This is a genomic window from Methylobacterium persicinum (assembly GCF_022179525.1).
Taxonomy (GTDB): domain Bacteria; phylum Pseudomonadota; class Alphaproteobacteria; order Rhizobiales; family Beijerinckiaceae; genus Methylobacterium; species Methylobacterium persicinum.
In genome coordinates, this window is the sequence record NZ_BPQX01000017.1 from 18,245 (window position 1) to 41,648 (window position 23,404).

The 23,404-nt window shown below is 70.1% G+C and carries 19 protein-coding genes; 14 read left to right on the plus strand and 5 right to left on the minus strand.

From position 1 onward, the window contains the following. The first annotated feature begins 2 nt into the window (after positions 1 to 2). The 4 genes from MFF22_RS07185 (at position 3) to MFF22_RS07200 (ending at position 5,945) form a co-directional block, all read left to right on the plus strand. Positions 3 to 2,237, plus strand: a complete 2,235-nt coding sequence (locus tag MFF22_RS07185; RefSeq protein ID WP_238248296.1) for a TnsB C-terminal domain-containing protein — start codon at positions 3 to 5, stop codon at positions 2,235 to 2,237. Between the two features lie 10 nt (positions 2,238 to 2,247). Next, a complete protein-coding gene (locus tag MFF22_RS07190; protein WP_122160808.1) occupies positions 2,248 to 3,378 on the plus strand; it encodes an ATP-binding protein in 1,131 nt (376 codons plus the stop codon). A 162-nt stretch (positions 3,379 to 3,540) separates the two neighbouring features. After that, positions 3,541 to 5,496, plus strand: a complete 1,956-nt coding sequence (locus tag MFF22_RS07195; RefSeq protein WP_238248297.1) for a TniQ family protein — start codon at positions 3,541 to 3,543, stop codon at positions 5,494 to 5,496. A 233-nt stretch (positions 5,497 to 5,729) separates the two neighbouring features. Beyond that, entirely contained in the window at positions 5,730 to 5,945 is a 216-nt protein-coding gene (locus MFF22_RS07200; RefSeq protein ID WP_122160807.1) for a hypothetical protein, read from the plus strand. Positions 5,946 to 6,038: 93 nt separating this feature from the next. Here the strand turns inward: MFF22_RS07200 and MFF22_RS07205 are convergent, their stop codons facing one another. Then, positions 6,039 to 6,284, minus strand: a complete 246-nt coding sequence (locus tag MFF22_RS07205; protein ID WP_306424667.1) for a DUF1289 domain-containing protein — start codon at positions 6,282 to 6,284, stop codon at positions 6,039 to 6,041. Positions 6,285 to 6,329: 45 nt separating this feature from the next. Between MFF22_RS07205 and MFF22_RS07210 the strand changes: the two genes are divergently transcribed. Together MFF22_RS07210 and MFF22_RS07215 are read left to right on the plus strand one after the other, a co-directional pair. Continuing rightward, positions 6,330 to 6,608, plus strand: coding sequence for a metal/formaldehyde-sensitive transcriptional repressor (locus MFF22_RS07210; RefSeq protein WP_050735140.1), 279 nt, complete (start codon positions 6,330 to 6,332; stop codon positions 6,606 to 6,608). 13 nt (positions 6,609 to 6,621) lie between these two features. Continuing rightward, a complete protein-coding gene (locus MFF22_RS07215; protein WP_122160805.1) occupies positions 6,622 to 7,746 on the plus strand; it encodes a nickel/cobalt efflux transporter in 1,125 nt (374 codons plus the stop codon). A 299-nt stretch (positions 7,747 to 8,045) separates the two neighbouring features. On the opposite strand, the gene MFF22_RS07220 is transcribed toward MFF22_RS07215, so the two are convergent. Beyond that, positions 8,046 to 9,380, minus strand: coding sequence for an MFS transporter (locus tag MFF22_RS07220; protein ID WP_122160804.1), 1,335 nt, complete (start codon positions 9,378 to 9,380; stop codon positions 8,046 to 8,048). An 8-nt stretch (positions 9,381 to 9,388) separates the two neighbouring features. Further along, positions 9,389 to 9,661 carry a metal-sensing transcriptional repressor gene (locus tag MFF22_RS07225; RefSeq protein ID WP_122160803.1) on the minus strand — a complete coding sequence of 91 codons (273 nt, stop codon included), beginning with the start codon at positions 9,659 to 9,661 and terminating at the stop codon, positions 9,389 to 9,391. 107 nt (positions 9,662 to 9,768) lie between these two features. Here MFF22_RS07225 and MFF22_RS07230 point away from each other — a divergent pair, with 107 nt between their 5' ends. From MFF22_RS07230 to MFF22_RS07240, 3 genes are all read left to right on the plus strand, one after another. Continuing rightward, positions 9,769 to 10,080, plus strand: coding sequence for a hypothetical protein (locus MFF22_RS07230; protein ID WP_122160802.1), 312 nt, complete (start codon positions 9,769 to 9,771; stop codon positions 10,078 to 10,080). A 70-nt stretch (positions 10,081 to 10,150) separates the two neighbouring features. After that, complete coding sequence (locus tag MFF22_RS07235) at positions 10,151 to 11,377, plus strand: efflux RND transporter periplasmic adaptor subunit (protein ID WP_122162802.1); 1,227 nt, start codon at positions 10,151 to 10,153, stop codon at positions 11,375 to 11,377. A gap of 3 nt (positions 11,378 to 11,380) precedes the next feature. Next, positions 11,381 to 14,674, plus strand: coding sequence for an efflux RND transporter permease subunit (locus tag MFF22_RS07240; protein WP_122160801.1), 3,294 nt, complete (start codon positions 11,381 to 11,383; stop codon positions 14,672 to 14,674). A 617-nt stretch (positions 14,675 to 15,291) separates the two neighbouring features. Here the strand turns inward: MFF22_RS07240 and MFF22_RS07245 are convergent. Further along, a complete protein-coding gene (locus tag MFF22_RS07245; protein WP_122160800.1) occupies positions 15,292 to 15,885 on the minus strand; it encodes an Nmad2 family putative nucleotide modification protein in 594 nt (197 codons plus the stop codon). A 7-nt stretch (positions 15,886 to 15,892) separates the two neighbouring features. Continuing rightward, positions 15,893 to 16,420, minus strand: coding sequence for a hypothetical protein (locus MFF22_RS07250; RefSeq protein WP_122160799.1), 528 nt, complete (start codon positions 16,418 to 16,420; stop codon positions 15,893 to 15,895). Positions 16,421 to 16,624: 204 nt separating this feature from the next. Between MFF22_RS07250 and MFF22_RS07255 the strand changes: the two genes are divergently transcribed. The 5 genes from MFF22_RS07255 to MFF22_RS07275 all read left to right on the plus strand — a co-directional run bounded on the left by MFF22_RS07255 (position 16,625) and on the right by MFF22_RS07275 (position 22,621). Next, entirely contained in the window at positions 16,625 to 17,776 is a 1,152-nt protein-coding gene (locus MFF22_RS07255; RefSeq protein WP_122160798.1) for a nucleoside triphosphate pyrophosphohydrolase family protein, read from the plus strand. Continuing rightward, the gene (locus tag MFF22_RS07260; protein ID WP_050735148.1) at positions 17,773 to 18,441 is read left to right on the plus strand and encodes a uracil-DNA glycosylase; all 669 of its coding nucleotides are present in this window, start codon (positions 17,773 to 17,775) and stop codon (positions 18,439 to 18,441) included. The genes MFF22_RS07255 and MFF22_RS07260 overlap by 4 nt, the downstream gene beginning before the upstream one ends. Positions 18,442 to 18,684: 243 nt before the next feature. Then, a complete protein-coding gene (locus tag MFF22_RS07265) occupies positions 18,685 to 20,037 on the plus strand; it encodes an SIR2 family protein (protein ID WP_238248298.1) in 1,353 nt (450 codons plus the stop codon). Beyond that, entirely contained in the window at positions 20,037 to 20,567 is a 531-nt protein-coding gene (locus MFF22_RS07270; protein ID WP_122160796.1) for a hypothetical protein, read from the plus strand. Before MFF22_RS07265 ends, MFF22_RS07270 begins: the two co-directional genes overlap by 1 nt. Continuing rightward, a complete protein-coding gene (locus MFF22_RS07275; RefSeq protein WP_122160795.1) occupies positions 20,564 to 22,621 on the plus strand; it encodes an AAA family ATPase in 2,058 nt (685 codons plus the stop codon). The genes MFF22_RS07270 and MFF22_RS07275 overlap by 4 nt, the downstream gene beginning before the upstream one ends. The last annotated feature ends 783 nt before the right edge of the window (positions 22,622 to 23,404 follow it).

Here is a 23,404-nt window from a genome sequence, read left to right on the forward strand (position 1 = left end):
ACATGGGCGCGTGCCAGATCCGCGTCCACGAGGGCGCGCTCGTCATCGTCGAGGGCGTCTACCACAAGGTGCTTTCGCGCGACGAGAGCGGCGTCACCCTGCGCACCCTCGGGGCGAGGCCGGTCACGGTCACGAAGACCCACGCCGAGCTGGCCGACCTCTACTTCGGCGAGCCCAGGCGCCTTCAACTGGTGGAGGACACCACCGCCGGGCTGCCCCAAGGCGTCGTGGACAACCTCCTGCGCAGCATCGACACCTTCGACGTCCGCCAGCAGGACGCGGCGCTGATGCGCCTCGACTACGTGCAGGCCTGCGACCGGTGCTTCGCAGAGCGGACCCATAGGAAGGTCCCGACGGGCTACGCCGACATCGCCAAGCTCGTCGCGACCGAGCGCCGGCAGCGGACCATCGAGGACGAGGGCTCCCATCCCGACGACGTGCCGCTCGAACGGGTGAGCGGGTCCACGCTGAAGGGCTGGTACGGGCGCTGGCGCAAGGGCGGCAAGTCCATCGTGGCGCTGATCCCGCTCGACGACCTCAAGGGGCGGGCGGGTTTCCGCCTCGACCCCGAGGTCGAGATGATCATCGCCGAGCGGGTGCGCGAGGACTGGCTCACCCGGAACGGTCCGCCGCTGAGCCACGTCATCCTCTTCGTCCAGGGCAGGATCGAGCGCGAGAACAAGACGCGCATCGTGCCGTTCGACGTGCCCGACGGCATGACCATCCGGCGCTGGGTGAAGGCGAACGTCAGCCAGTTCGACGTGATCTATCACCGTGAGGGCCCCGCGGCGGCGGAGCAGGCCTTCCGGCACGTCAAGAAGGCCCCCCAGGCGACGCGGCCGCTCGAAATCGTGGAGATCGACCACACGCCGCTCGACGTGCTCGTCCTGGAGGGCGACGGCACGCCGGCGCGTGACCGGCGTCGCAAGGACAAGCGCACCAAGCGGGTCTGGCTGACAATCGCCATCTGCGCCGCGACCCGCATGATCGTGGGATTCCACCTCAGCGACGAGCGCCCGTCCTGGACATCGGTCATGCACTGCCTGCGCATGGCGGTGCTGCCGAAGGACCTGACCGGCATCCGTGTCGACACGACCTGGCCCGTGTTCGGCGTGCCGGAGGTGGTCAAGCTCGACAACGGGAAGGAATTCCACTCCCGGTCGATGAAGGCGGCAGCCGGGCAGCTGCGGTTCGAGCTCCGCTACATGCCCCGGCGCAAGCCCCACCTGAAGGGCAAGGTCGAGCGCGCGCTCGGCACGATCGCGCGCGATTTCTGCGCCTACCTTCCCGGCCGGACCTTCCGGGACGTGCGCGAACGCGGCGACTACGACAGCGTCGCGCAGGCCGCCCTGACCCTAGCCCAACTCATCGAGTTCTTCACGATCTGGGTGGTCGACATCTACCACAACCGCAAGCACGGCGGCCTGCTCGGGCGCACGCCCCTGCTGCGCTGGCTTGACCTCGCGGGCTACGGCACGCGCCTCCCGCCATCGGCCGACGACCTCGACCCGCTCATCGCCCTGGTGGTCCCTCGGACCATCCAGCGGAACGGGATCACCTTCCTCGGCCTCACCTACCAGTCCGACGAACTGAAGGGCGTCCGTCGCAGGAAGGGCTTCCACTTCGGCGAGGAATTCCTCGTCAAGGCCGACGCGTCCGACCTCGGTCACCTCCTCGTCCTGGTGGACGAGCAGGCCGGTTGGATCAAGGTTCCCTGCGAAGACGGGTTGGCCGACGGGACGTCCCTGGCGGAATGGCGCGACGTGGTCCGTACGGCGCGTCAGATGACGCAGGAAGGCCAGCGCGTCGCTCGCGCGACACTCGTCCGTGCGATGGAGCTGCTGCGCGCCGAATGCCGCAAGGCCGGCGTCAAGCCACAGCGCTTGGCCAGCGCCGACGTCGACTGGTTCCGCGACCATGCCGACGACCCGATGTTCGAGGTGGCCTGGGACGTCGCAGACGAGGGCGCCCACGAGGAAGAGCGGCTGCGGACCCGACGCCCGCGGAGGGCCACGCCAACGGCTGCGGCCGAGGCCGAGCCGGCACGCGCGCCCCGGGTCGGGCAGGGTGGCCGCAAGACCGCCCCGCGCCCGGTCCGCGCCGCGGAGGACGCCGCGCCGGCGACCCGCCCGGCCGGTTCGACGCCCCTCGCCGCCGAGGCCGATCCGCCGAGCGTGACGGCGGACGGCGGCGCCGAGCTCGACCCCGACGATCCCGACAACTGGACTGCCGAGTGAGGGCCATTGCATGCCGCAAAGCCAGGACGGGGAAATCTTCCGCCCCGACGTCACCATCCTCCCGGTCGCCCAGGCCGTCCCGGTCCGGCGTGAGCGGTTCGCGATCCGCCTGAGCCCGCTGGACCTCGAACGGCGGGCCTGGAAGCGGAGGGTGGATACGATCCACGTCAACACCGACGTCGTGATCAAGACCGTCGCGCGCTTCGACGAGATGCTCAAGGACCTCGGCGACGATGTCGAGGGTCAGTGCCTCGTCATCCCGGCCGCTTCCGGGGCCGGCAAGTCGCACCTGCTCGCCCGGTTGCAGCTACGCCCGGCGCTCGTGCCGTTCCGCGACGAGTTCGGCCCCGTGCGCCCGCTGGTCTACATCAAGGCGCCGAGCCCCTGCACGCTGAAGACGCTGGGGCTCGCGCTGTACTTCGCCATGACGGAGAAGGAGCTCAGCGCCAACCTGAAGGAGCACGACATCTGGACCAGGGTGCGCCACCAGATGCACGCCCAGCTCGTGTCCATCATCATGATCGACGAGTTCCACCATGCCTTCCGCGGACGGACCAGCGACGAGCGGCGCACCCTGGTCGAGACCCTCAAGAACCTCGTCATCCCGGATCCGAACGATCCGCTTCGGCCGCCCGGCGCGGAGTTGCGCCCGATCTCGCTCGTGCTCTCGGGCATGCCCTGGCTCAAGAGGGTGCTGAAGGAGGATTTCCAGCTTCTCCGGCGCTGCGTCTTCAAGCCGATCACGCCGCTGGGTCACTCGAACGCCTGCGTGAAGAAGGCCACTAAATTCCTGGCGCTGGTCGAGCCGAGGCTCGGCTTCCCGGCCCCGTGCGGCCTCTCGGAGCACGATATGGTGCAGCGCATGCTCAAGGCTTCGAACGGCTACACCGGTCGCATGATGCACTTCGTCAAGAAGGCGGCCTTCCGCGCCATCCAGGCGGGCGCACCGAGCATCGGGCAGGTCGAGCATCTCGGCTTCGTCTTCGAGGAGATCTTCGAGCTCGGCCCGCGCAGGAACCCATTCTTGGTCACCGACATCTCGACCCTGCCGAAGATGAAGGAGATCGAGTTCGAGAAGCTCACGCGCTTGATGGGGACCGCCGAAGCCGGGGCGGAGACGCAAGACGATGACGCCCAGTAGCTCGAACCTGACGCTCGGTACCCGCCTCGACGGCGGGCGGGGGATGCCGGGATTTTTGGCAGCGGGTCGGCTATGCTGCCCCGATGAGCGCAGGGGAAACCAAGCTCGAAATGCTCAGACGGCATGTTCTGCCGTCGGACTTTGCCCACTCGGAGGACAACGGTGCGGCTGACCATCATTCCGCCCGTCATCGACGGGGAATCCGCCGCGGCGCACCTGCTGCGCGCCTTCGACGTCAACGGGGAGCCGTGGAGCCGCGAACGCCTCAGGACCGCGGGCCACTCCATGAGCGACATCCTGCACGGCCGCGCCGCCGGCCCCCTCGCGGACCGGCTCGGTCGGGGCGAGGACGCCTTCCGGAGTTGGACGCCCACCGAGATCACCAAGAGGAGAGTCGTGATCGCGGGCGAGGTGATCCACCGGGATGACTGGACGACGAACGTGCGGCGGTGGTGTCCCTGCTGTTGGCAGGACGATCTCCGCAGGGCGCCGTCTGGACGACACGCGCATTGGAACATCCACCGGCGCTTCTGGTGGGACGTGGCCGCTGTCGGCACCTGCCCCCTTCATCATGTCCGTCTGGCGACCTCGTGCCTGAGTTGCGGGACGGGCGTCACCTGGGAAGCCGGCTCGCTGACGCGTTGCAAGAACGGCCATTCCCTTCTCGCCTGCGACGGCGTCCCGGTCCCACCAGCGACGACGCTGGCGGATGCCTACGTGGTCGGCCGCCTCGGCGGCACGGCCCGGACGAGCGTGCCCCTCCTCGACGGCCTGACGCTCGCCGAGGCCTGCGATGCCATGGAGCGGCTGGGCGTCGCCCTCCTCGGGGGCGCCGACGGGGCCCTCTCGAAGTTTCCGGCGGAGCGCCATCCGGAGGTGTTTTCGGCTGGTCTCGCCACCGCCCGGGACTGGCCGCACGCCTTCGACGCTCTGCTCGACGGGATGGCCCGAGCCGACCATGTCGGGCTCGGCGCCTGGGGCGCCGAACAGGTCTATGGCTACCTGTATCTCTGGGCGAAGCGATTGCCGGCAGGAGCGAGCGGCGACGCGGTCAGGGCGGCGCTTTACGCGCATCACGCCGGCCGGGGTCCGGTTCACAAGACCTCCGTGGTGATCCGGCATGCCGACGTCCCCTCGGTCAGCCTCGCCGACATCGCTGTGCAATGCGGCCGCCGGCCGGAATTCATCGCCGGCTACGTCAAGGCCCTGGGGGCCTGGCCGGAACGAACCAAGAGGGGCACGCCCATCGGCATCGCCCGCGGGACCGCCGCCGAGATCCGGGCGATCCTCGACCGCGCGGTCCGCGCCGAGGATCTGCCTGCGGCGCTCGGGCTGGCGAAGCGCCAGACGAGGATGCTGGTGGCGGCGCGGATCGTCCCGACCGCCGAGATCCACACGCGCGCCGGCATCAAGGCCGACGTCTTCGACCGGGATGCCGTAGCCGCCGTGCTATCCCGGATCCGCGGCTCGGCGCCGACCGTCGAGGCCACCCCCGCAGGCCTCCTACCGCTCGCGCGCGCCAGCCAGCACGGCAAGGTCGACGGCGTGCGCGGCACCTGCGACATGATCCTGGCCGGTCAGGTTCGGGTCAGGGCGGTGCTGCGGGACGTGCCAGGCCTCGCGGGCTTCCTCGTCGACCCGGAGGACATCAGGGCCGCGCGGCGTTCACGCGAAGGCGGGGGCCTCACTCTCGAAGAGGTCGGCCGACGGCTCAGGGTCCCGACGGACAGCGTCGGCCTGATCGTCCGGGCAGGCCTCATGGCGGGGACGGCGATGCCGTGCGGGGAAATCCTCGTCAGGGACGACGCGCTCGCGGCTTACGAGGCCGAGTACGTCACCACGGGTGCGCTCGCCAGGGAGATGGCATCCGGCGCGCGGTGGGTGCGGGAGGCCCTGGACCGGGCCGCGGTCGAGCCGGCCTTCGCGATCACGGGCCGAAAGACTACGACGGTATGGCGCCGAGTGGATGTCCCAATGGACCTTCGGCGCCGCATCACCAGGACGCATGCGCCGCAGCCCTGGGAGTACATACGAGACCGCCGTGCCGCACAAGCGGCGTCGGCGCCAGGCTATGCCCGGAGTGATGAGGGTCTGCGCGCGGCGTCGACGGAGGAATGACGTGACGCTGTTGCGGGTGGCGGCCTATCGGATCGCCCTGCATTGACTGGATTGGATCGCCGCCCTGCACTTGGTCGGGGCGGCCTCTGCCTCGCTTATGGGTTCGTCACCGGCTTGCGAGAACGACACGGTTCCGACGTCCGGCCTCGCGGTACAGGCTGGCGCCTGCCGGTCAATGCCTGCGGGGCGGGGTCGCGGCTTGGGCATCGGCATCGGAGGGGCTGGAGATCCTCGTGGTCTGGATGGGCATGTCGCCGCGCGAGGGGTCGGCGACCGCGACCGCCGGAGTTGGGGCGGGGCATGCTGTCACCGCTTCGCTGGGCTTGCTGCTGAGGAATGCGGTCAACTTCCGGCGCGGGTCGCCTGACGTGCTGGACGGTATCGCAGCGGTGATGGTCACGGGTTACGGCGTCTATTTCCTCTGGCTTGCCTATCCCGGCGCGGCCTGACGGGGCGTCCAAGCCGGCTCGACGGAAATCACGTCGCGATAGGCTTGCGGTGGCCCCGTTCCGCGGTGCGGACCCTGCGATCTACAAGCGGCTTCAAGACTTGCCAGGCTCGGCTTCGGTCTGCGCCATGGCGACCAGCCTTATCCGACGCGGCAATTCGCGAGCGAGGGCGGCCTTCCTGTACGGCGTCATCTTCCGCCACGCGCGTATTTCCGGGACCGTGCGGCCGCAACCGAGACACCAGCCGGTCCGCCCGTCCCACTGGCAAACCCCTATGCAGGGGTCGTCCTTCCTCATGTTAGGGCCTCCCCGCCACGCGACGCATCGGCCGCTGGACATAAATAGGGTACCCCCCTATGTATTGCGAGGACGAGGACGCCATTCATGGCTCACACGATCAAGGACAGGACCAAGCTGCTGGCGCGGGTGCGCCGGATCAAGGGACAGGCCGAAGCCGTCGAACGGGCCCTGGAGGCCGAGCACGGCTGCGCCGACGTGCTGATGCTGGTCGCCTCGATGCGCGGGGCCATCAACGGGCTGACCGCCGAGCTGATGGAAGACCACATCCGCCACCACGTCGTGAACCCGGACGCCGAGCCGGACGCCGAGCGCGCCCGGGGCGCCGCCGAGCTGATCGAGGTGGTGCGGACCTACCTCAAATGACGAGAGCCGCCCCATGACACCGTTCGCCGACCTGCTGCAGCAGGGGACCGCGCATGCCTGGCTGTTCGTGCCGAGCGCCATCCTGCTCGGCGCCCTGCACGGCCTGGAGCCCGGCCATTCGAAGACGATGATGGCCGCCTTCATCATCGCGGTCCGGGGCACGGTCACGCAGGCGGTCCTGCTCGGGCTGGCGGCGACGCTCTCGCACACCGCGGTCGTCTGGGTGATCGCGCTGGGCGGACAGTATCTCGGCCAGGAATGGGGTGGCGAGACGGCCGAGCCGTATTTCCAGCTGGCGTCGGCGGTTCTCATCGTCGGCATCGCGCTCTGGATGGCGTGGCGGACCTGGCGCGAGCAGCACCACGGTCACCATCATCACCATGGCGAGCACCGGCACGTCGTGACCGGCGACGGCCGGTTGACGCTGGAGGTGTACGAGGACGACGTGCCGCCGCGCTGGCGCCTCCGGGCCGGGACGGGTCCGCTGCCCGCGCCGGGTGCGGTCACCGTCGAGACGGTCCGTCCGGACGGCGGGCGGCAGACGTTCGCCTTCGCCGATGGGGGCGACTTCCTGGAGAGCCTGGAGGAGATCCCCGAGCCGCACGCCTTCACGGCGCGACTGCACCTTGACGGGTCCGCGGGTGCGGAAACCCACGAGGTCGCGTTCGAGGAGCACGATCACGACCACGGTCATATGAACCTGGGCGACGAGGACGACGCCCATGCCCGGGCGCATGCGGAGGACATTCGGCGACGCTTCGCCGGGCGTCAGGCGACGACCGGACAGATCGTGCTGTTCGGGCTGACCGGCGGCCTGATCCCGTGCCCGGCCGCCATCACCGTCCTGCTCCTGTGCATCCAGCTCAAGCAGTTCAGCCTCGGCTTCGCGCTGGTCGTCTGCTTCGGCATCGGCCTCGCGGTCACGATGGTCTCGGCCGGGGTGCTGGCCGCCCTCAGCGTCAAGCACGTCGCGTCGCGGTGGTCCGGGTTCGGTGCCTTCGCCCGTCGGGCGCCCTACGCCTCGGCAGCCCTGATCGTGCTCGTCGGCCTCTACACCGGCTGGCTTGGCTGGCAGGGCATCCATCCCGACCCCGCGGCGTACGCGGTCGGGATCGCCCCGTCGGTCAGCCCATCGTAAGCGCGGTCCCGGCGGGCTTGGTCGCCCCGCCGGTCCTCGCCGCGAAAGCCCACAGCCGTCGAGGCGCCGGTGCATCGGCGGATGTGGGCGAGATGGACGCGGCTGCCCGCTCGGAGCGAGCCGGTCGAGCCTCAGTACGCGTGGGTCAAGCCGACGGACTGACCGGGCTGCCACCGCGAAGACCCGCATGGCGGGGTTCCGGCGGCGCATCGCGCCGCACCTTCGCCATTCGGTCGAAGCCGCGGCGCGTGGCGTCCACGGCCTCGTGACCGAAGCGCCCGACGAACATCCGGCTCGGTTCAACCCGGCCGGGCCGCGGGCCAGCGTTGGTGCAGGTCGTCGATGACGAAGGCGTGGGCATGCCGGCGCGTCCCGACGCCTTCCAGGTGCGGATGGCCAGATTCGAGGTCGGGGTGCGCGTGCTCGACGACGTCCGGGTCCGAGGCCGGCCAGAGCGCCGCCGCCGCGGCGATGGCGACCAAGGTCAGTGCGCCCAGCACCGCCAGCGTGACCGGCATGCCCGCCTTCGCGCCGAGCCAGCCGGCCAGCGGGTAGGTCAAGAGCCAGGCGACGTGCGAGAGCGCGAACTGGGCGGCGAACACGGCCGGGCGGTCGCCGGGCGTCGCGGAGCGCCGGAGCAGCCGTCCGGTCGGGGTCTGCGCGGCGGAGTAGCCGATCCCGAGCGCCAGCCAGGCGGCCAGCAGCATGGGCCAGCCGATGACGCCGCCCCAGGTCGTGGCGGCGAAGCCGAGCAGCACGACGCCGAGGAACGCCGCCGCCGGGAGCATGACCGTTCGGTCGGGCAGCCGGTCGAGCACCCGCGGCAGCAGCAGAGCCGCCAGCATCGAGCCGCCCCCGAACAGACCGAGCGCCACCGCGACGTCGTTCTGGGGCCGTTGCAGGAGGGCCTGCACGATCACCACCGTGTTGACGATGACCATGGAGCCGGCCGCCGCCACCGCGAGGTTCAGGGCGAGAAGCCCGCGCAGCCGCGGCGTGGCGAGGTAGATCCGCAGACCGCGCGTGGTGCGCTCGTAGACCCCCGCCCGGCGCTCGGGCGGCGTCGGGGACGGGAGCGCCACCGAGACGACCAGGGCGGCCGAACACAGGAATCCGACGACCGTGCCGCCGAACAGCCAGTGGAAGTCGATGACCGTCAGCAGCAAGGCGGCCAGTGTCGGACTGAGCAGGTTCTCCAGGTCGTAGGCGAGGCGCGAGAGCGACAGCGCCCGGGTGTAGTCACGCTCGTCCGGGAGGATGTCCGGGATGGTCGCCTGGAAGGTCGGCGTGAAGGCCGCCGAGCAGGCTTGCAGAACGAACACCAGCAGGTAGACCTGCCAGACCTGGTCGACGAAGGGCAGGATCAGGGCGACGCCGGCCCGGACGAGGTCGGTCGCAACCAGGAAAGCGCGGCGGGGCAACTGCCCGGTGAAGGCGTTCGCGATGGGCGCCACCAGCACGTAGGCGACCATCTTGATGGCGAGCGCCGTGCCCAGCACCGCCCCGGCCTCGGCCCCGGCCAACCGGTAGGCCAGCAGGCCGAGGGCCACCGTCAGCAGGCCGGTGCCGATCAGGGCGATGACCTGCGCGGCGAACAGGTGCCGGTAGGTGCGGTTCGCGAGGACGCTCAGCATCGGGGCCTTCACAGGTACTTGGCCAGCGCCTTGAACTCGGCCAGCGCCGCCTTGGCGGACTTGCCGCCGTCCGCGACGCCGTCGCCGATGCAGTGCTCCATGTGGTCCTCGATCAGCGTGCGCTTCGCGTTGGCGATGGCGCTCTCGACCGCCTGCAACTGCTGAGCGAGGTCCACGCAGGGGCGGCCCTCCTCGATCATCGCGATGACGCCGGCGAGATGGCCGTGGGCGCGCTTCAGCCGCTTGATGATCTCCGGGTGGGAGGCGTGCACGTGATCCATGTTGACATGCTATCCCCCCGGAGGGGATAAGGGAAGGGTGTTCGACGCGCCGGGATGGACGGCGCTCGCCGGGAAGAGGGTGTCGGGTGTCATTCGGACGGCGTCTCATGACGGTGGCCGTCGCGTTGCTCCTGGCGGCCGTGACGGTGATGCCATTGCTCGCCGAGGCCCGGCACGCGGCCTCCGGTTCCATCGCGCTCGCCATACCGCCGGTGGCGGGACAGGACGACGCCAAGGCCCACCAGGATGCCGATGACCTGGTCCACCACGCGCAATCGCACGCGCAGGGCGTGATGCCCGTCGCCGCCAAGGCTCCCGCGAGCGTGGCCACGTCGGCGGCGCGGTCGTTCGCCCGCCTTGACGACGTCTTCCGAGTCGGGGGCGGGGCGCAGGGACCGTTCGAGCCTCCGAGGGCCTGAGGCTTTCCGCCTCTTCCCATCCTCGAACGACGGCGCCGTGCGCGTGCGGCCGCCCGTCCATGGCACCGACATGTCCAGACGTCTCATTCCCGTTCTGCTGGCCCTCGCCGGCGGCGTCCTGATCGCGACCTGGTGGCCCGGCGCTCCCGATGCGGTCCGCGCCATGCTGGCGGCCGCCAGGGGGGCCGCGCCCGCCAAGCCCGAACCGCACGCGGCGGCCGGTCCGGAGCCGGAGAGATCCGGCCTCGTCAAGCTGACGGACGACCAAGTCGGCAAGGCCGGCATCCGCACGGACTGGGTCGGTGGCGGGAACCTCTCGCGCCACCTGCACGTGCCGGGCACAATCGTCCCGAACGCCAACCTGACCGCCCGCATCGCGGTGAAGACCACCGGCACGGTGGTGGAGCTGCGCAAGGGGCTCGGCGACAAGGTCGCCAAGGGCGAGGTCGTGGCGCTCCTCGACAGCCGCGAGATCGCCGACGCCAAGGGGGAATACTTGGCGGCACGCGTGTCGGCCGCCCTGCAGAAGACGCTCTACGAGCGCGACAAGGAGCTCTGGGACAGGCGCATCTCGTCCGAGCAGCAGTACCTGCGCTCGCAGGCGAGCTACCAGGACCTGAAGGTCAAGGAGGACGCGGCCCGCCGCAAGCTGACCTTCCTCGGCCTCAGCCAAGCCGAGATCCAGGCGTTGCCGAACCAGCCGGAGGCGCAGTTCGAGCGCCAGGAGATCCGCTCGCCGCTCGGTGGCAAGGTCGTGGAGCGGCGCGTCGACCTCGGGGCGGCCGTCGGCCGGGACAACCTGGAGACCGAGCTCTACAGCGTCGTCGACCTGTCGACGGTCTGGGTCGATCTCGCGGTGAGCCCCGGCGACCTGCCGCTGGTCCGCGAGGGCCAGACGGTGGCCGTGCGGGCCGAGGCGACCGGCGAGGCCGCGCGCGGTCGCATCGTCATCATCGTGCCCGTCCTCGACCAGGCCACGCGCGCGGCGCGGGTCGTCGCGGAACTGGCCAACCCGGACGAGACTTGGCGGCCCGGGTCTTTCGTGGGTGCCGAGATCGTGATCTCCGACAAGCCGGTGCGGGTGCTCATCCCGGGCTCGGCCATCCAGACCTTGGAGGGCAGACCGAACGTCTTCGTGCGGGTGGCCGCGGGCTTCGAGGCGCGGCCGGTGAAGCTCGGGCGGTCGGACGACGCCGCCGTGGAGGTGACGGAGGGGCTGGAGCCCGGCGAGGCCGTGGCGGTGGCCAACACCTTCACGCTGAAGTCCGAGCTCGGCAAGGCCGCGGCGGAGGACTGAACCGTGATCCGCCCGATCCTCGCCTTCTCCGTCGCCAACCGCTACGCGGTCATCCTGGTGACGCTCATCGCCACCGCCTTCGGGGCCTGGTCGCTCGCGCGGCTGCCCATCGACGCGGTGCCGGATGTCACCAACAACCAGGTCCAGGTCAACGCCATAGCGCCGGCGCTGACGCCGGTCGAGATCGAGAAGCAGGTCACGGTCCTGGTCGAGCGGGCGCTCGCCGGCACGCCGGGCCTGGAGAGCTTGCGCTCCTTCTCGCGCAACGGCTTCGCCCAGCTCACGGCCGTGTTCAGCGACAAGGTCGACGTCTACTTCGCCAGGCAACAGGTGAACGAGCGCCTGGGCGAGGTGCGCAACACCCTGCCACCCGGGGTCGAGGTCAGGCTCGGGCCGATCTCGACCGGCCTCGGCGAGATCTACTGGTGGGCGGTCGAGTACCAGGCCGCCGGCGACGGCGCCCCGGTCCGCGATGGCCTGCCGGGCTGGCAGTCGGACGGCAGCTACCTGACGCCCGAGGGCGAGCGGCTGAGGTCCGACTTCGAGCGCACGGTCTACCTGCGCACGGTCCAGGATTGGATCATCCGGCCACAGATGAAGAGCGTGCCGGGCGTGGCCGGCGCCGACGCCATCGGCGGCTTCGTCAAGGAGTACCAGGTCAAGCCGGACCCGATGAAGCTCGTCGGCTACGGCCTGGGCTTCGCCGACCTGACCCGGGCCATCGGAGCCAACAACGTGACCCGGGGCGCCAACTACGTCGAGCGCAACGGCGAGGGCTATGTCGTCCGGGCCAGAGGGCTGATCGAGAACGTCGACCAGATCCGCGACGTCGTCGTGGCGACCCGGGCCGGGATACCGATCCTGGTGAGGGACGTCGCCGAGGTCGGGATCGGCCGCGAGCTCCGGACCGGCTCGGCCAGCGAGAACGGCCGCGAGGTCGTGCTGGGCACCGCCCTCATGCTCATCGGCGAGAACAGCCGAACCGTCTCGGCGGCCGCGGACGCCAAGATCAAGGAGATCAACAAGCTTCTCCCGCCAGGCATCCAGGCTCGGACGCTGCTGAGCCGGACCGACCTCGTCGACGCCACGGTCCGGACGGTGTCCAGGAACCTGGCCGAGGGCGCGCTGCTGGTCGTCGCGGTGCTGTTCCTGGCGCTCGGCAACATCCGCGCGGCGATCATCACGGCCCTGGTCATCCCGATCGCCATGATGCTGACGGCCACCGGCATGCTGGCGGGCCGCATCAGCGCCAACCTGATGAGCCTCGGCGCGCTCGACTTCGGGCTCATCGTCGACGGCGCGGTCATCATCGCCGAGAACAGCCTGCGGCACCTGGCGGAGCGGCAGCACGCGCTGGGACGGAAGCTGAGCCTGGACGAGCGGCTGGAGACCGTCCGCGTCTCGGCCGAGGAGATGATCAAGCCGAGCGTCTACGGGCAGGCCATCATCATCCTGGTCTACGTGCCGCTGCTGACCTTCACCGGCGTGGAGGGCAAGACCTTCGCACCCATGGCGCTGACGGTGCTGATCGCGCTCGTGGCGGCCTTCGTGCTGTCCCTGACCTTCGTCCCGGCGATGGTCGCGACCTTCATCACCGGGCGGGTCGGCGAGGGCGACAACCTGCTGATCCGAGGACTGAAGGCGGCCTATCGACCGGTGATGGGCGGGGCGATTCGGACGCCCTTGGCTTTCATAGGCGGCGCGGTGGTCGTCCTCGGGCTGGCCGGGGCCCTGGCGACGCGGCTCGGCCAGGAGTTCACCCCGACGCTCGACGAGAAGAACATCGTCATGGAGGCGCGGCGCATCCCCTCGACGGCCATCACGCAGTCGCAGGCCATGCAGCTCGGCGTCGAGGACGCCATGAGCAAGTTCCCGGAGGTGGCCTTCGTCTACTCGCGCTGCGGCACGCCCGACATCGCCGCCGACCCGATGCCGCCGAACGCCTGTGACACCTACCTGATCCTGAGGCCCCAAGCGGAGTGGCCGGACCCGTCCGAGGCGAAGGAATCGTTGATCGCCCGCATGGACGCCGAGGCGAAGCTGATCCCGGGCACGCTCCTCGGGTTCTCGCAGCCCATCCAGATGCGCTTCAACGAGCTGATCGCGGGCGTTCGCGACGACCTCGCGGTGAAGGTGTTCGGCGAGGAGTTCGGCCCGATGGTCGACGGCGCCCGCAAGATCGCCGGCATCCTGCGCGGCCTGGAGGGCGCCGCCGACGTGAAGGTCGAGGAGGCGGTCGGGCTGCCGTTCCTGGAGATCAAGGTCGACCGGCGCGAGATCGCCCGGCGCGGCTTGAGCATGGCGGACGTGCAGGACGTCATCGGCACGGCGGTCGGCGGAAAGGACGCCGGGCTCGTGTTCGAGGGCGACCGTCGCTTCGCCATCGTGGTCCGGTTGGCCGACGACGTCCGGGGCGATGTCGAGGCGCTGAGGAACCTGCCGGTGCCGCTACCGCCCTCGCAGGCCGCGCCCGCACGGGCGGGCACCGGGGGCCCGGCCGCTCCCGGGCCGGCCGGCGGGACGAGCGTGCCGCTGCGGCAGCTCGCCTCGTTCGCCTTCGGCGAGGGGCCGAACCAGGTGAGCCGCGAGAACGGACGCCGCCGCGTCGTAGTCACCGCGAATGTGCGCGGGCGCGACATCGGCTCGCTGGTGGCCGATGCGCAGGCGCGCATCGCCGCCGAGGTGCGGCTGCCGCCCGGTTACGAGGTGAAGTGGGGAGGGCAGTTCGAGAACCTGACGGCCGCTCGCCAGCGCCTGGCGGTGGTCGTGCCGGCCTGCTTCGCGCTGATCTTCATCCTGCTCCTCGGGGCGCTCGGGTCCGGGCGTGACGCGCTGATCGTGTTCAGCGCCGTGCCGATGGCCCTGACCGGCGGCGTGGCGGCCCTGTGGCTGCGCGACATGCCCTTCTCGGTCTCGGCGGCGGTCGGGTTCATCGCGCTCTCGGGCGTCGCGGTTCTGAACGGCTTGGTGCTGCTCAACCACATCCGCGCGCTCGTGGAGGAGGGAACGGCGATTCCGGATGCTGTCCGCGAGGGCGCCCTGACCCGGCTGCGACCGGTGGCGATGACGGCCTTGGTCGCCGCCCTGGGCTTCGTACCGATGGCCCTGGCGACGGGCACGGGTGCGGAGGTGCAGCGGCCGCTGGCGACCGTCGTCATCGGCGGCTTGGCCAGCGCGACCGTCCTGACGCTGCTTGTTCTTCCGGCGCTTTACGTCCGGTTCGGCAAGGCCAAGACGTCCTTCCGGTCCGCTCCACGAGGCCATGTCGTGTCGTGGACCGACCCACCAACACCTTAGCCGGACGACCTCGTGAGCGGTCGGATCTGGGCGACCGCATCACGGCGGGACAAGGTCCCGGGCAAATCGGGACAAGCTGTGTTGAGAGCGGCGCTGTCGCGGAGCCGAAAACGGGACAAGCTTTCATGAGAGCGTGTCCTGCGCAGCCGCGCGGATGGATCGGCATCACCGAGGCTGCCCGGACCGAATGAGACGGCGCCCAAGCGGCGGGACGGCGTAACCCGATGCGTGCCGCCGTCATTCTTCGCCTTTGGGAACGCCCTGTCTCTGATCGCGTGCCGCCACCGTGGCTCGACGGATCGAGGCCAGATCGGGGGCCACGAGCGGCTGTCCGCCCGGGCTTCCGACCGGCTTGGATGAAAGGTCGCCGTCCGTCGCCCCTACTCGAAAGCCCCTGGGCATCGCACGGGACAACTCGGCGGTAGAGGCTTCTGAGCCAGGCTCATTCCGGCAGGCGCCGCGCCTTCCCAGCCGCCCGTCGGGGGCAGCCGGCGCGCGGCGTCGATGTCGCAGAAGGACCGGGGTGAGGCCACCTCGCCGCGAGTCACGCCCATGGCCTCGTGGCCGGGTTCGCCGGCCGTCCTCGCCGGCGGTGGGGCCGCCGGGGCGCTCGGCTCTCAGGCTGGCCAGTTCGCCGGCCGACCCAGCAAGCCGCGGCCTGGCATGCCGCGGAGCCATGTCACGAAGGCGCTCACCCGCTCGGGCGTGAACTGGTTTCGATGGCCCTGCGTGCTGTGCACGAGATCGCGCAGTTCCTGGGGGACCAGCGGGCCCGACCCGCCCCAGTAGGCGTATTCGCGCCCGAGAAGCACCCTGTCCGTCCGACCGGTGTCGCGCACCAGGTTCGGCAGGCTGGTGACGCCCCCCGGCTCGCTATGGAAGGAATCGGCCTGGACGAAGGTGCCGTCGGCCGAGCGGCGATAGATGTTGTCGCCGTAGATCTGCATGCGGCTGCCGGACATCACGGGTCGCTTGGCGCCGAACCGAGCGTCGTCCCAGTACCGGTCGAAGGTGAGGATCTCGTCGACCCGCATCCAGTAGACGACACGGTCCTTGATCCCGTTCGGGATCGAGCCGGTCCCGACCACGAAGTCCCCGACGCTCGCGTGCTGCCGGATCAGCGGTTTGCACGCGCTCAGCGTGCACACCCGGTGGAACGGATTGGGCGCGAACCCGAGGTCGTGGTCGATCACGTAGGAGTGGACGCGCACGCCGGCCTCAGCACTTGTTCCGCTTGGTCTGGCGCTCCGCCCGCGGCTGGGCGTCGGGCTTCAACCACTCGGGCTTCGCGTTCCTCCGCGGTAGGGCGCCGCGCAGGCTGCCCGCATCCCAGGGAACGGTATCCCCGCCGTAATCCTCGAACGCGCGCGGCAGCGTTTCGTCCTGGGTTCCAGGAGGCCAGATCCCGATCACGCGACGACCCTGGGCGGCGGCCCGCTGCATCACGCGCCCCAGCTCCTCGTCCGCGAGGCAATCGGGAGACAGCACGATCACCCCCAAGTCCTCGTCCGGCGTCTCGGCGTGACCGGCCGGCGCCTCGTCATTTGCGGGTACGGGCTCGTCGTCTTCCGGTGCAACGGGATCCTCGACGTGCTCGCCGTCTTCCCCTTCGTCGTCCTCCTCTTCGTCGGGCTCGACAACGGCGACCTCCTCGTCCACGACCTCGCAGCCCGCCTCGGCCAAGAGCTTGAGCAGGGCCGTGCGTTCCTCGTCGTCGACAGGACCGAGCACGCAAACCTTCGGCATGTGCGGCTTCTCCCCGGTGCCCAGGTCCTTCCGTCGCGCATTCCGCCCGGGAGCCTGGCTCAGTAAAGCTTAGGTGGTCAGCCGCGGTCGGTATGGCAAGGGTGCGTCCGCCGCGTGTGTGGATACAGGCAACCCTGGACTGAGCGCCGGAAAGGTCCGACGATGGCAACCTGAGGATATGCCAACCCGGAGCGGGGAGGGGACATGGATACGGCGCCGCTTAGCCTGAACGGTTATCAAGCCGCGGCGATCCGGACGGACCGGACGCGAGGGAAGGGCACCGGCCTCGACCTGGCCGTGCTCGGCCTCTTCGGCGAGACGGGCAGCCTGCTGAGCGAGACCAAGAAGAAGCAGCGCGACGCGCGGTCCTATCTCGGCTACGAGGCGAGCGTCGTCGAGGAGATGGGCGACGCGCTCTGGTACCTGGCGGTGATCGCCGATCACGCCGGGCTGCGCTTGGGGGATCTCGCCGGCCGGGACCTCGCCGGGGGACCCGAGCCGACCTTCGCGGACGTGCAGCCACAGCGTGCCTTGCCTTTGCACGTCCCGACCGTCGCCTTCGAGCACACCCTGCTACAGCTGGCCGGGGCCGTCGGCCGGCTGGCCGCGCTGGGGGCGCGGGGCGACCTCGCGGGAAGCCCGGACCTCCTGGAGCGTCTCTCCGCAGTGTTCGGCCTTCTCGTCTCGGCCGCGAACGAGGCCGGCGTCACCCTGGAGCAGGCCGCCATGCGCAACCTCGCGAAGGCCGAGGACCGTTGGCCGGCGACGCGCGTCGCCCCGCCGCTGTTCGACGAGGCGTTCCCGGACGAGGAACGCCTGCCCCGCGCGTTGACCATCGACATCTTCGAGCGCACCGGCGGGAACGACAGGCGGTACGTCGTGCAGCGATGCAACGGCATCTTCATCGGCGACCGCCTGACCGACAACATCATGAAGCCGGACGATTACCGGTTCCACGACGCCTTCCACTATGCCTACGCCGCCGTCCTCGGCTGGTCGCCGGTGACGCGCGCGCTGTTCCGCCTGAAGAGGAAAAGCGAGGCCCGCGTCGACGAGGGGCAGGACGGAGCGCGCGCGATCCTGATCGAGGAGGGCGTGGCGACGTTCGTCTTCGGTGAGGCGAAGCAGCTCGGCTTCTTCGAAGGACAGCGCCCGGGCGACCTGGGCTTCGCCTTCCTGAAATCGGTGAGGCAATTCGTGCGCGGCTACGAGGTCGAGGCCTGCCCGCTCTGGCTTTGGGAAGAGGCCATCCTCGCCGGTAACGAAGCGTTTCGTTTCTTGCGGGAGAAACGCCGCGGGCGCCTTCGGCTCGATCTGGTCGGGCGGAAGATGCTGGTCGAGGACCTGCCGACATGACACCTGGCGCCTTCATCGAGGCCCTCGCGGCGCTTCGCTTCAGCGACACCTTCAACCCCTACGCCGAGGCCTGCCCGGACCACGACGGCGTCGGTGCGCCCCAGGTCCGGCGTGAGAACCTGCGCCTCGTGCTGGAGGCGGCCCTCGCCGGAGGCGTCGACTCGATCTGGATCGCGCGCGACCTCGGGTACCGTGGCGGGCGGCGCACGGGCCTGGCGCTCACGGACGAGGCCCACCTCTCCGCCCATGCCGGCCTCTACGGTCAATTGCCGCTGGCGCGGGCAACCCGCGGCCCCGCGATGACCGAGCGCACGGCGACGGTGATCTGGCAGGTTCTCCGGGACCTGCGACGTCCGATCTTCCTCTGGAACGTCTTCCCGCTCCATCCGCACGCGTCGGGCGACCCGCTGTCCAATCGCTGCCACACCCGTCGGGAACGGCAGGCGTCCCGCCACCTCCTCGAATGGCTGGTGTCGGAATTGCGGCCCCGGGTCCTGGTCGCCATCGGGAGGGATGCCGAGGCGGCGTTGGCGGACTTGGGTATGGCGGCCGAGCGGGTCCGGCACCCCAGCTACGGAGGTCAGACCGAGTTCGTCGCTCGGATGGGCGAGTTGTACGGCCTACCCGCCAAAGCTCCGCACGCGGTGCAACTCACGCTGCCGTAAGGAAACCGCAGCCGGGTCTTCCCGACGTTGGTCTGGCGGGCCTCCAGGTCAGGCATGATGCACCAGTACGTGATCGTATGCTGGCCCGGGATGAGACGCCTCGAACCTTCCCATCGCGCCGGCGGCCACGCGCACCTATGCCGGCGAGACTTCCAGGGTGCGACGCACCGGTGAACCCTAGGAGTGGGCAAGGGGAAGCCGGATCACCTTGCTTTACCTTAGGCGTGCCTCCGGTCTATCGCCTTGGCGAAGATCCGGCGGACGAAGGGGGGCGGTTTGGACGCGGCGGTTCGTGCGCGATTGCTCGCCTCCATGGAAGCCGGGCGCCTCGTCCTCCTCTGCGGCGCCGGCCTGTCGATGGCGCCGCCGAGTTCCCTGCCGTCGGCCTGGACCGTGGCCGCCAGGTGCTACGACCGCTATGTCATGAGCATCGATCCGGCGTGCCCGCAGGAACTGCGCGGCGACCTGGAGTCCCTGGCGGAGATCTTCGCCAAGGAGGACATGCTCGGGTCGGTCTTCATCGACGCTCTCGTGCCCTGGGAGGATTTCGTCCGGCCGCCCAACGTCGGGCACGCCGCGGTGGCGGACTTCCTGATCACGCGCTTGGCCGCCGGTGTCGTGTCGGCGAATTACGACACCCTGATCGAGCGCCGCGCGCAGGAATACGGGTTCGATCTCCTCGCCTCCCTCGACGGCGACGAGGCAAAGGTCCAGGCCCGCAAGCACGCGCCCCTGCTCAAGTTTCATGGCTGCTCCGTCCGCGAGCGGCGAGCCACGGTCTGGACGGCCTCGCAGCTCACCGAGGACCGGGTGATCGCCGCGCGCATCGAGAAGACGAAGACGTGGATGGCCCACCACCTCCGCGAGAGCGACCTGCTCGTGGTCGGCTTCTGGTCGGATTGGTCCTATCTCAACACCGTTCTCGCCGAGGCGCTGACGGGCGTCGCGCCGCTGTCGGTGACGCTGGTCGACCTGGCGCCCGAGGACGTCCTGCAGGCCAAGGCGCCCGAACTCTGGACCCTGGCCAATTCGGAGAACGTCCGGTTCACGCATGTCCAGCGTTCGGGGGCCGAAGTCCTGGACGAACTCCGGAGGGCGTTTTCCCAGGCGTACCTACGCAAGGTCCTGCACGCCGGGCGCGCCGCGTTGGAGAGCGAGCTCGGGGCGGAGTGCGAGGCGGGCTGGCTCGATCCGCCCGACCTGGGCAGCGAGGAACTCTACGACCTTCGACGGGACGCCGAGGGCGTGCCGGCCACCGCCGCGGCGACCTTGCGGAACCCGGGGCCGTCCGAGGTCCTGGGCTACGCGCACCTGTTGCTGAGGCGTGCCGGTGCCAGCCAGACCCCCGTCGGCTATGATCTCGCGGGCCGCCGGATCAGGGTCGTGAACGGTTCGGGCATGCTGCTCCAGACGGTGCAGGACCGGTTCAGGGAGACGCCGTTCGAGGTCGCCGATATCGTGGTCTGCGCCGGAGCCACCGACGTCGGCCTGCCGTTGAACGTCGTTCGGGAAGGGCGACCGGGCGACATAATCCGGCCGAGCGCCTCCGCGGCATGGCTCGACCTTTCTGCCGCCCGCAGGGAGCTCGACGTGTGATGGACATAGCGACCCAGTCCGAGGTGCTCCTTCGGTCGGCAGGTTATGAGACGTGGACCTGGCCGGGCGGCAGCGTGCCGGTCGTCTGCTTCGAGAACGCAACGGTCGTCGGTTTCCTGCACGTCTTCGCGAGCGGCGAGAGCCTGCTCGCCGATTGGCAGCAAATCCAGCAGACCACGCTCGGCCGGCATGCGGCCTCGTTGCGCTCTGCAGGCACGAAGGCCTGGAACGTTTACGCCTTGTTCCTGGCTTGCGGCTCCGAACCGGCCCTCGCGCGGCGGATCGAGCGGATCGAGGAGGATTTCTCCATGACCCGCAAGATCGCGCGGGGCGACTTGCGCACGGTGGCCGACTTGCGAAGGACGTTGTTGCCCCTCCTGCCGGTCCTCAGCGCACCCGTAATCGGCGGGGCCGATTACCGGGCCCGTCTGCGGGCGCGGTTGAGCGACCTTCCGGACGACGCGGTGGCCGCGTTCCTGGGCGCGGCGAGCGCTTCCGAGGTGGCGCGCATCCTGGTGGATGCGCCATGAGGCTCGACTACCTCGAACTGTGCGGCTTCCGGGGCTTCCTGGAGCGCCAACGGGTCGATTTCGGCACTGGCTTCACCGTGATCTGCGGACGCAACGGCGTCGGGAAGAGCACGCTGTGCGACGCGGTCGAATTCGCCCTCACCGGCCAAATCGACAAGTACCTCGTCGACAAGGCGGCGAAGGAAAGCCTCGACGACTACGTCTGGTGGCGCGGCGAAGGCCACCCGGAGGCGCACTTCGTCACCGTGGGATTCCGCGCCGATGACGGGAGCGGCTTCGCGGTGACGCGCTCGCGCGAGACCGGCGCCGACCGGGACGCGGCACGCATCGAGGCGATGCTCTGCGTTCCGGGCGCGAAGCCCGAGCGGGCGCTCCAGCAGGTCTGCAGGACATCCATCATTCGCGACGAATGGATCGCTGCGCTCAGCCTCGACCTGACGGAAACGCAACGGTTCGAGTTCGTGCGCGCGGCGCTGGGCGCCATCGAGGGTCCGGATTACGCCGCCAAGGCTCGCGAGGCCCTGTCCTCCGCCGAGGCCGTGCACAATGCCGCCGCGCAGTCCTATGAGGAGGCGCGCGCACGTCTGACTGCGGCGCTGACCGACCTGGAGCAGATCCGGGACGTCGCCCTGCAGGCCGGGGACGTCGCGGCCGTCCTTACCACCCTGGACGAGCTAACGCCCGGGGCCGGCCCCGACCTGGGAGCTCGGGTCGCGGCAGCCCGGAAGGCGCTGGCCAGGCGCCGGTCGAACCTCGGCGAGATGGGATGGGTCGCCGACGAGGCTCGCGCGGTGGCCGCATTGCGCGACACGGTCGCGCGACACGGCGACAGCGCAGGCCGTGACGCGGCGGCGGTGGCCGAAGCCGAGATCGCGGTCCAGGAAGCCCGCCGCCAGCTGCAGGCCGCCGAGGCGCGCCTGGACCGGGAACAGGAAAGCGACGGCCTCGCCGCGTCGCTCGCGATCCTGGTCGATCACGGCAGCCGGATCGGCCTGCATGACGACCGCTGCCCGCTATGCCGCGCGCCGCAGGGCGCCCCCGAGTTCGAGAAGGGGCTCGCATCCGCGCGCGAGCGCCTCGCCGCCCGGCGGTCGGCAGTGCCGGAGGCGCGCGGCGAGGTCGCGGCGGCCCGAACCCGGGTCGAGGATGCCGGCGAGATCCTGAAGCAGGCCGAGACGGTCGTCCATCGGCTCGCGTCCGCCCAAGCCGAACTGGAAGCCCGGGAAGAGGCGCTTTCGGCCGAGCTCGTGCGACGTTCCCTGGATGGAGGGCTGGCCTACGACCCAGAGGCCCTGGAGGAGGTGGTGCAGGCCGAACGGAGTCGGTTGATCGACCTGGAACGAAGCATCCTCACCTTGGAAGCTTCGCAGGCGGTGGAACGCGTAACGGAGCTCGAAGCGCGCCTCGAAGCGCTCCGGGCAGAGGCCGACGACGCGAGCGACCGGCTCGCGCGCGCCCACGCTGCGGTGAGGACCACCCGGACGCTGGACCGTACGGTCCGCAGGACGAATGCCGAGATCATCGACGAGCGCCTGGCGGTTATCAGCCCGCTGCTGAACGAGCTGTACCAGCGGCTTCGCCCGCATTCCGAGTGGCGGTCCATCGATTACGGCATACGCGGCGACGTCAGGCGTTTCCTGAGCCTGCGGGTCGGCAACGGCTTGAACCCGCAATTCGTGTTCAGCAGCGGGCAGAGGCGCGCGGCCGGGCTGGCCTTCCTCCTCTCCGTTCACCTGTCCCGGCCTTGGTGCAATTGGCGGACGCTCATGCTCGACGATCCGGTCCAGCACATCGATGATTTCCGGGCCTTGCACTTGGTCGAGGTCCTGTCGGCCCTGCAGCGGTCGGGGCGGCAGATCGTCTGTGCCGTCGAGGATCCGTCGTTGGCGGAATTGCTGTGCCGGCGCCTCATGAGCGAGCCCACGGCGCTCGGTCGCCGCCACGACCTGGATCTTGTTCCCGGCGGGGGTGCCTCGGTCACTCGCTCGACGGACATCGCACCAGCCATGGTCGGCGTGCTCAGGAGGGCAAGGGACCTGAGCGCGGCGAGCTGAAACGGCCTTGATTACCGACGGCGTCGGGACTGTGCCCGCCCCGGACCGGTGTTTCGACCCGCGGTCCCCGATTTCGTGACCTCGACGAGGGAAGAGGGCAGGGAGCTCGACGACCGCCTCGCAAACGCTCCCCGCTCTCCGCAGACCGCGTCCGACGTGGGTGGCGCCCTGCCCGCCGAAAGCGGAGAGCATTCCTGCGCGCGGCAATTCCGGGGAGTGGATGCCCGATCAGGCCGCGAAATCGAAAAGGTTTCGTCCCGGCCAGCGGTCCTGGCTCAAGCCCGACACGGGGATCATCATGTCCGCAGAGGGGCGCGCGGTCACGGGCGCCCCTCTGCGGAGGCCACCGGGTTCAAGCACATCCCGGGCGTGAGGACAGGCTTCCCTGACAATCGGGACAAGCTCTCTTGAGTTCGTACCATTGGCAGGGCCGCAAATCGGGACACGCTTTCCTGATAGTCTGCCTCGGCTGTCCTAGCCGTCCGGCTCGCCTCGTCCCGAGGCGGCTTCCTCGTGCGTGCCGGGCCGCCGTCCAGATCATCGTGGAGCGGCCGATCCGACCACGTGAGGACCGCAGCGACTGTATCGGCGAAGCCAGCCGAGCCGACCGCCAGGGCGCCTTCGCGGGCCTGACCGATCTGGGCGCTCGACCGGATGCCCACCCCGGCGTTGGGGGCCGGTGGTATCCTCGCGGCCATTCCGAAAAGAAAGTACGGAAACTCGAAGGGCATGGCCCGGTCCGCAGATCACGCTAAGGGTGCGGTCTGGACCCATCGGCCCTAT

Coding starts and splice junctions, on each gene's coding strand:
- MFF22_RS07260 (WP_050735148.1), top strand. CDS start 17,773: ATGACACCTGGCGCCTTCATCGAGGCCCTCGCGGCGCTTCGCTTCAGC.
- MFF22_RS07185 (WP_238248296.1), top strand. CDS start 3: ATGGGCGCGTGCCAGATCCGCGTCCACGAGGGCGCGCTCGTCATCGTC.
- MFF22_RS07210 (WP_050735140.1), top strand. CDS start 6,330: ATGGCTCACACGATCAAGGACAGGACCAAGCTGCTGGCGCGGGTGCGC.
- MFF22_RS07225 (WP_122160803.1), bottom strand. CDS start 9,661: ATGGATCACGTGCACGCCTCCCACCCGGAGATCATCAAGCGGCTGAAG.
- MFF22_RS07255 (WP_122160798.1), top strand. CDS start 16,625: ATGGATACGGCGCCGCTTAGCCTGAACGGTTATCAAGCCGCGGCGATC.
- MFF22_RS07235 (WP_122162802.1), top strand. CDS start 10,151: ATGTCCAGACGTCTCATTCCCGTTCTGCTGGCCCTCGCCGGCGGCGTC.
- MFF22_RS07230 (WP_122160802.1), top strand. CDS start 9,769: ATGACGGTGGCCGTCGCGTTGCTCCTGGCGGCCGTGACGGTGATGCCA.
- MFF22_RS07215 (WP_122160805.1), top strand. CDS start 6,622: ATGACACCGTTCGCCGACCTGCTGCAGCAGGGGACCGCGCATGCCTGG.
- MFF22_RS07205 (WP_306424667.1), bottom strand. CDS start 6,284: ATGTCCAGCGGCCGATGCGTCGCGTGGCGGGGAGGCCCTAACATGAGG.
- MFF22_RS07270 (WP_122160796.1), top strand. CDS start 20,037: ATGGACATAGCGACCCAGTCCGAGGTGCTCCTTCGGTCGGCAGGTTAT.
- MFF22_RS07220 (WP_122160804.1), bottom strand. CDS start 9,380: ATGCTGAGCGTCCTCGCGAACCGCACCTACCGGCACCTGTTCGCCGCG.
- MFF22_RS07250 (WP_122160799.1), bottom strand. CDS start 16,420: ATGCCGAAGGTTTGCGTGCTCGGTCCTGTCGACGACGAGGAACGCACG.
- MFF22_RS07275 (WP_122160795.1), top strand. CDS start 20,564: ATGAGGCTCGACTACCTCGAACTGTGCGGCTTCCGGGGCTTCCTGGAG.
- MFF22_RS07190 (WP_122160808.1), top strand. CDS start 2,248: ATGCCGCAAAGCCAGGACGGGGAAATCTTCCGCCCCGACGTCACCATC.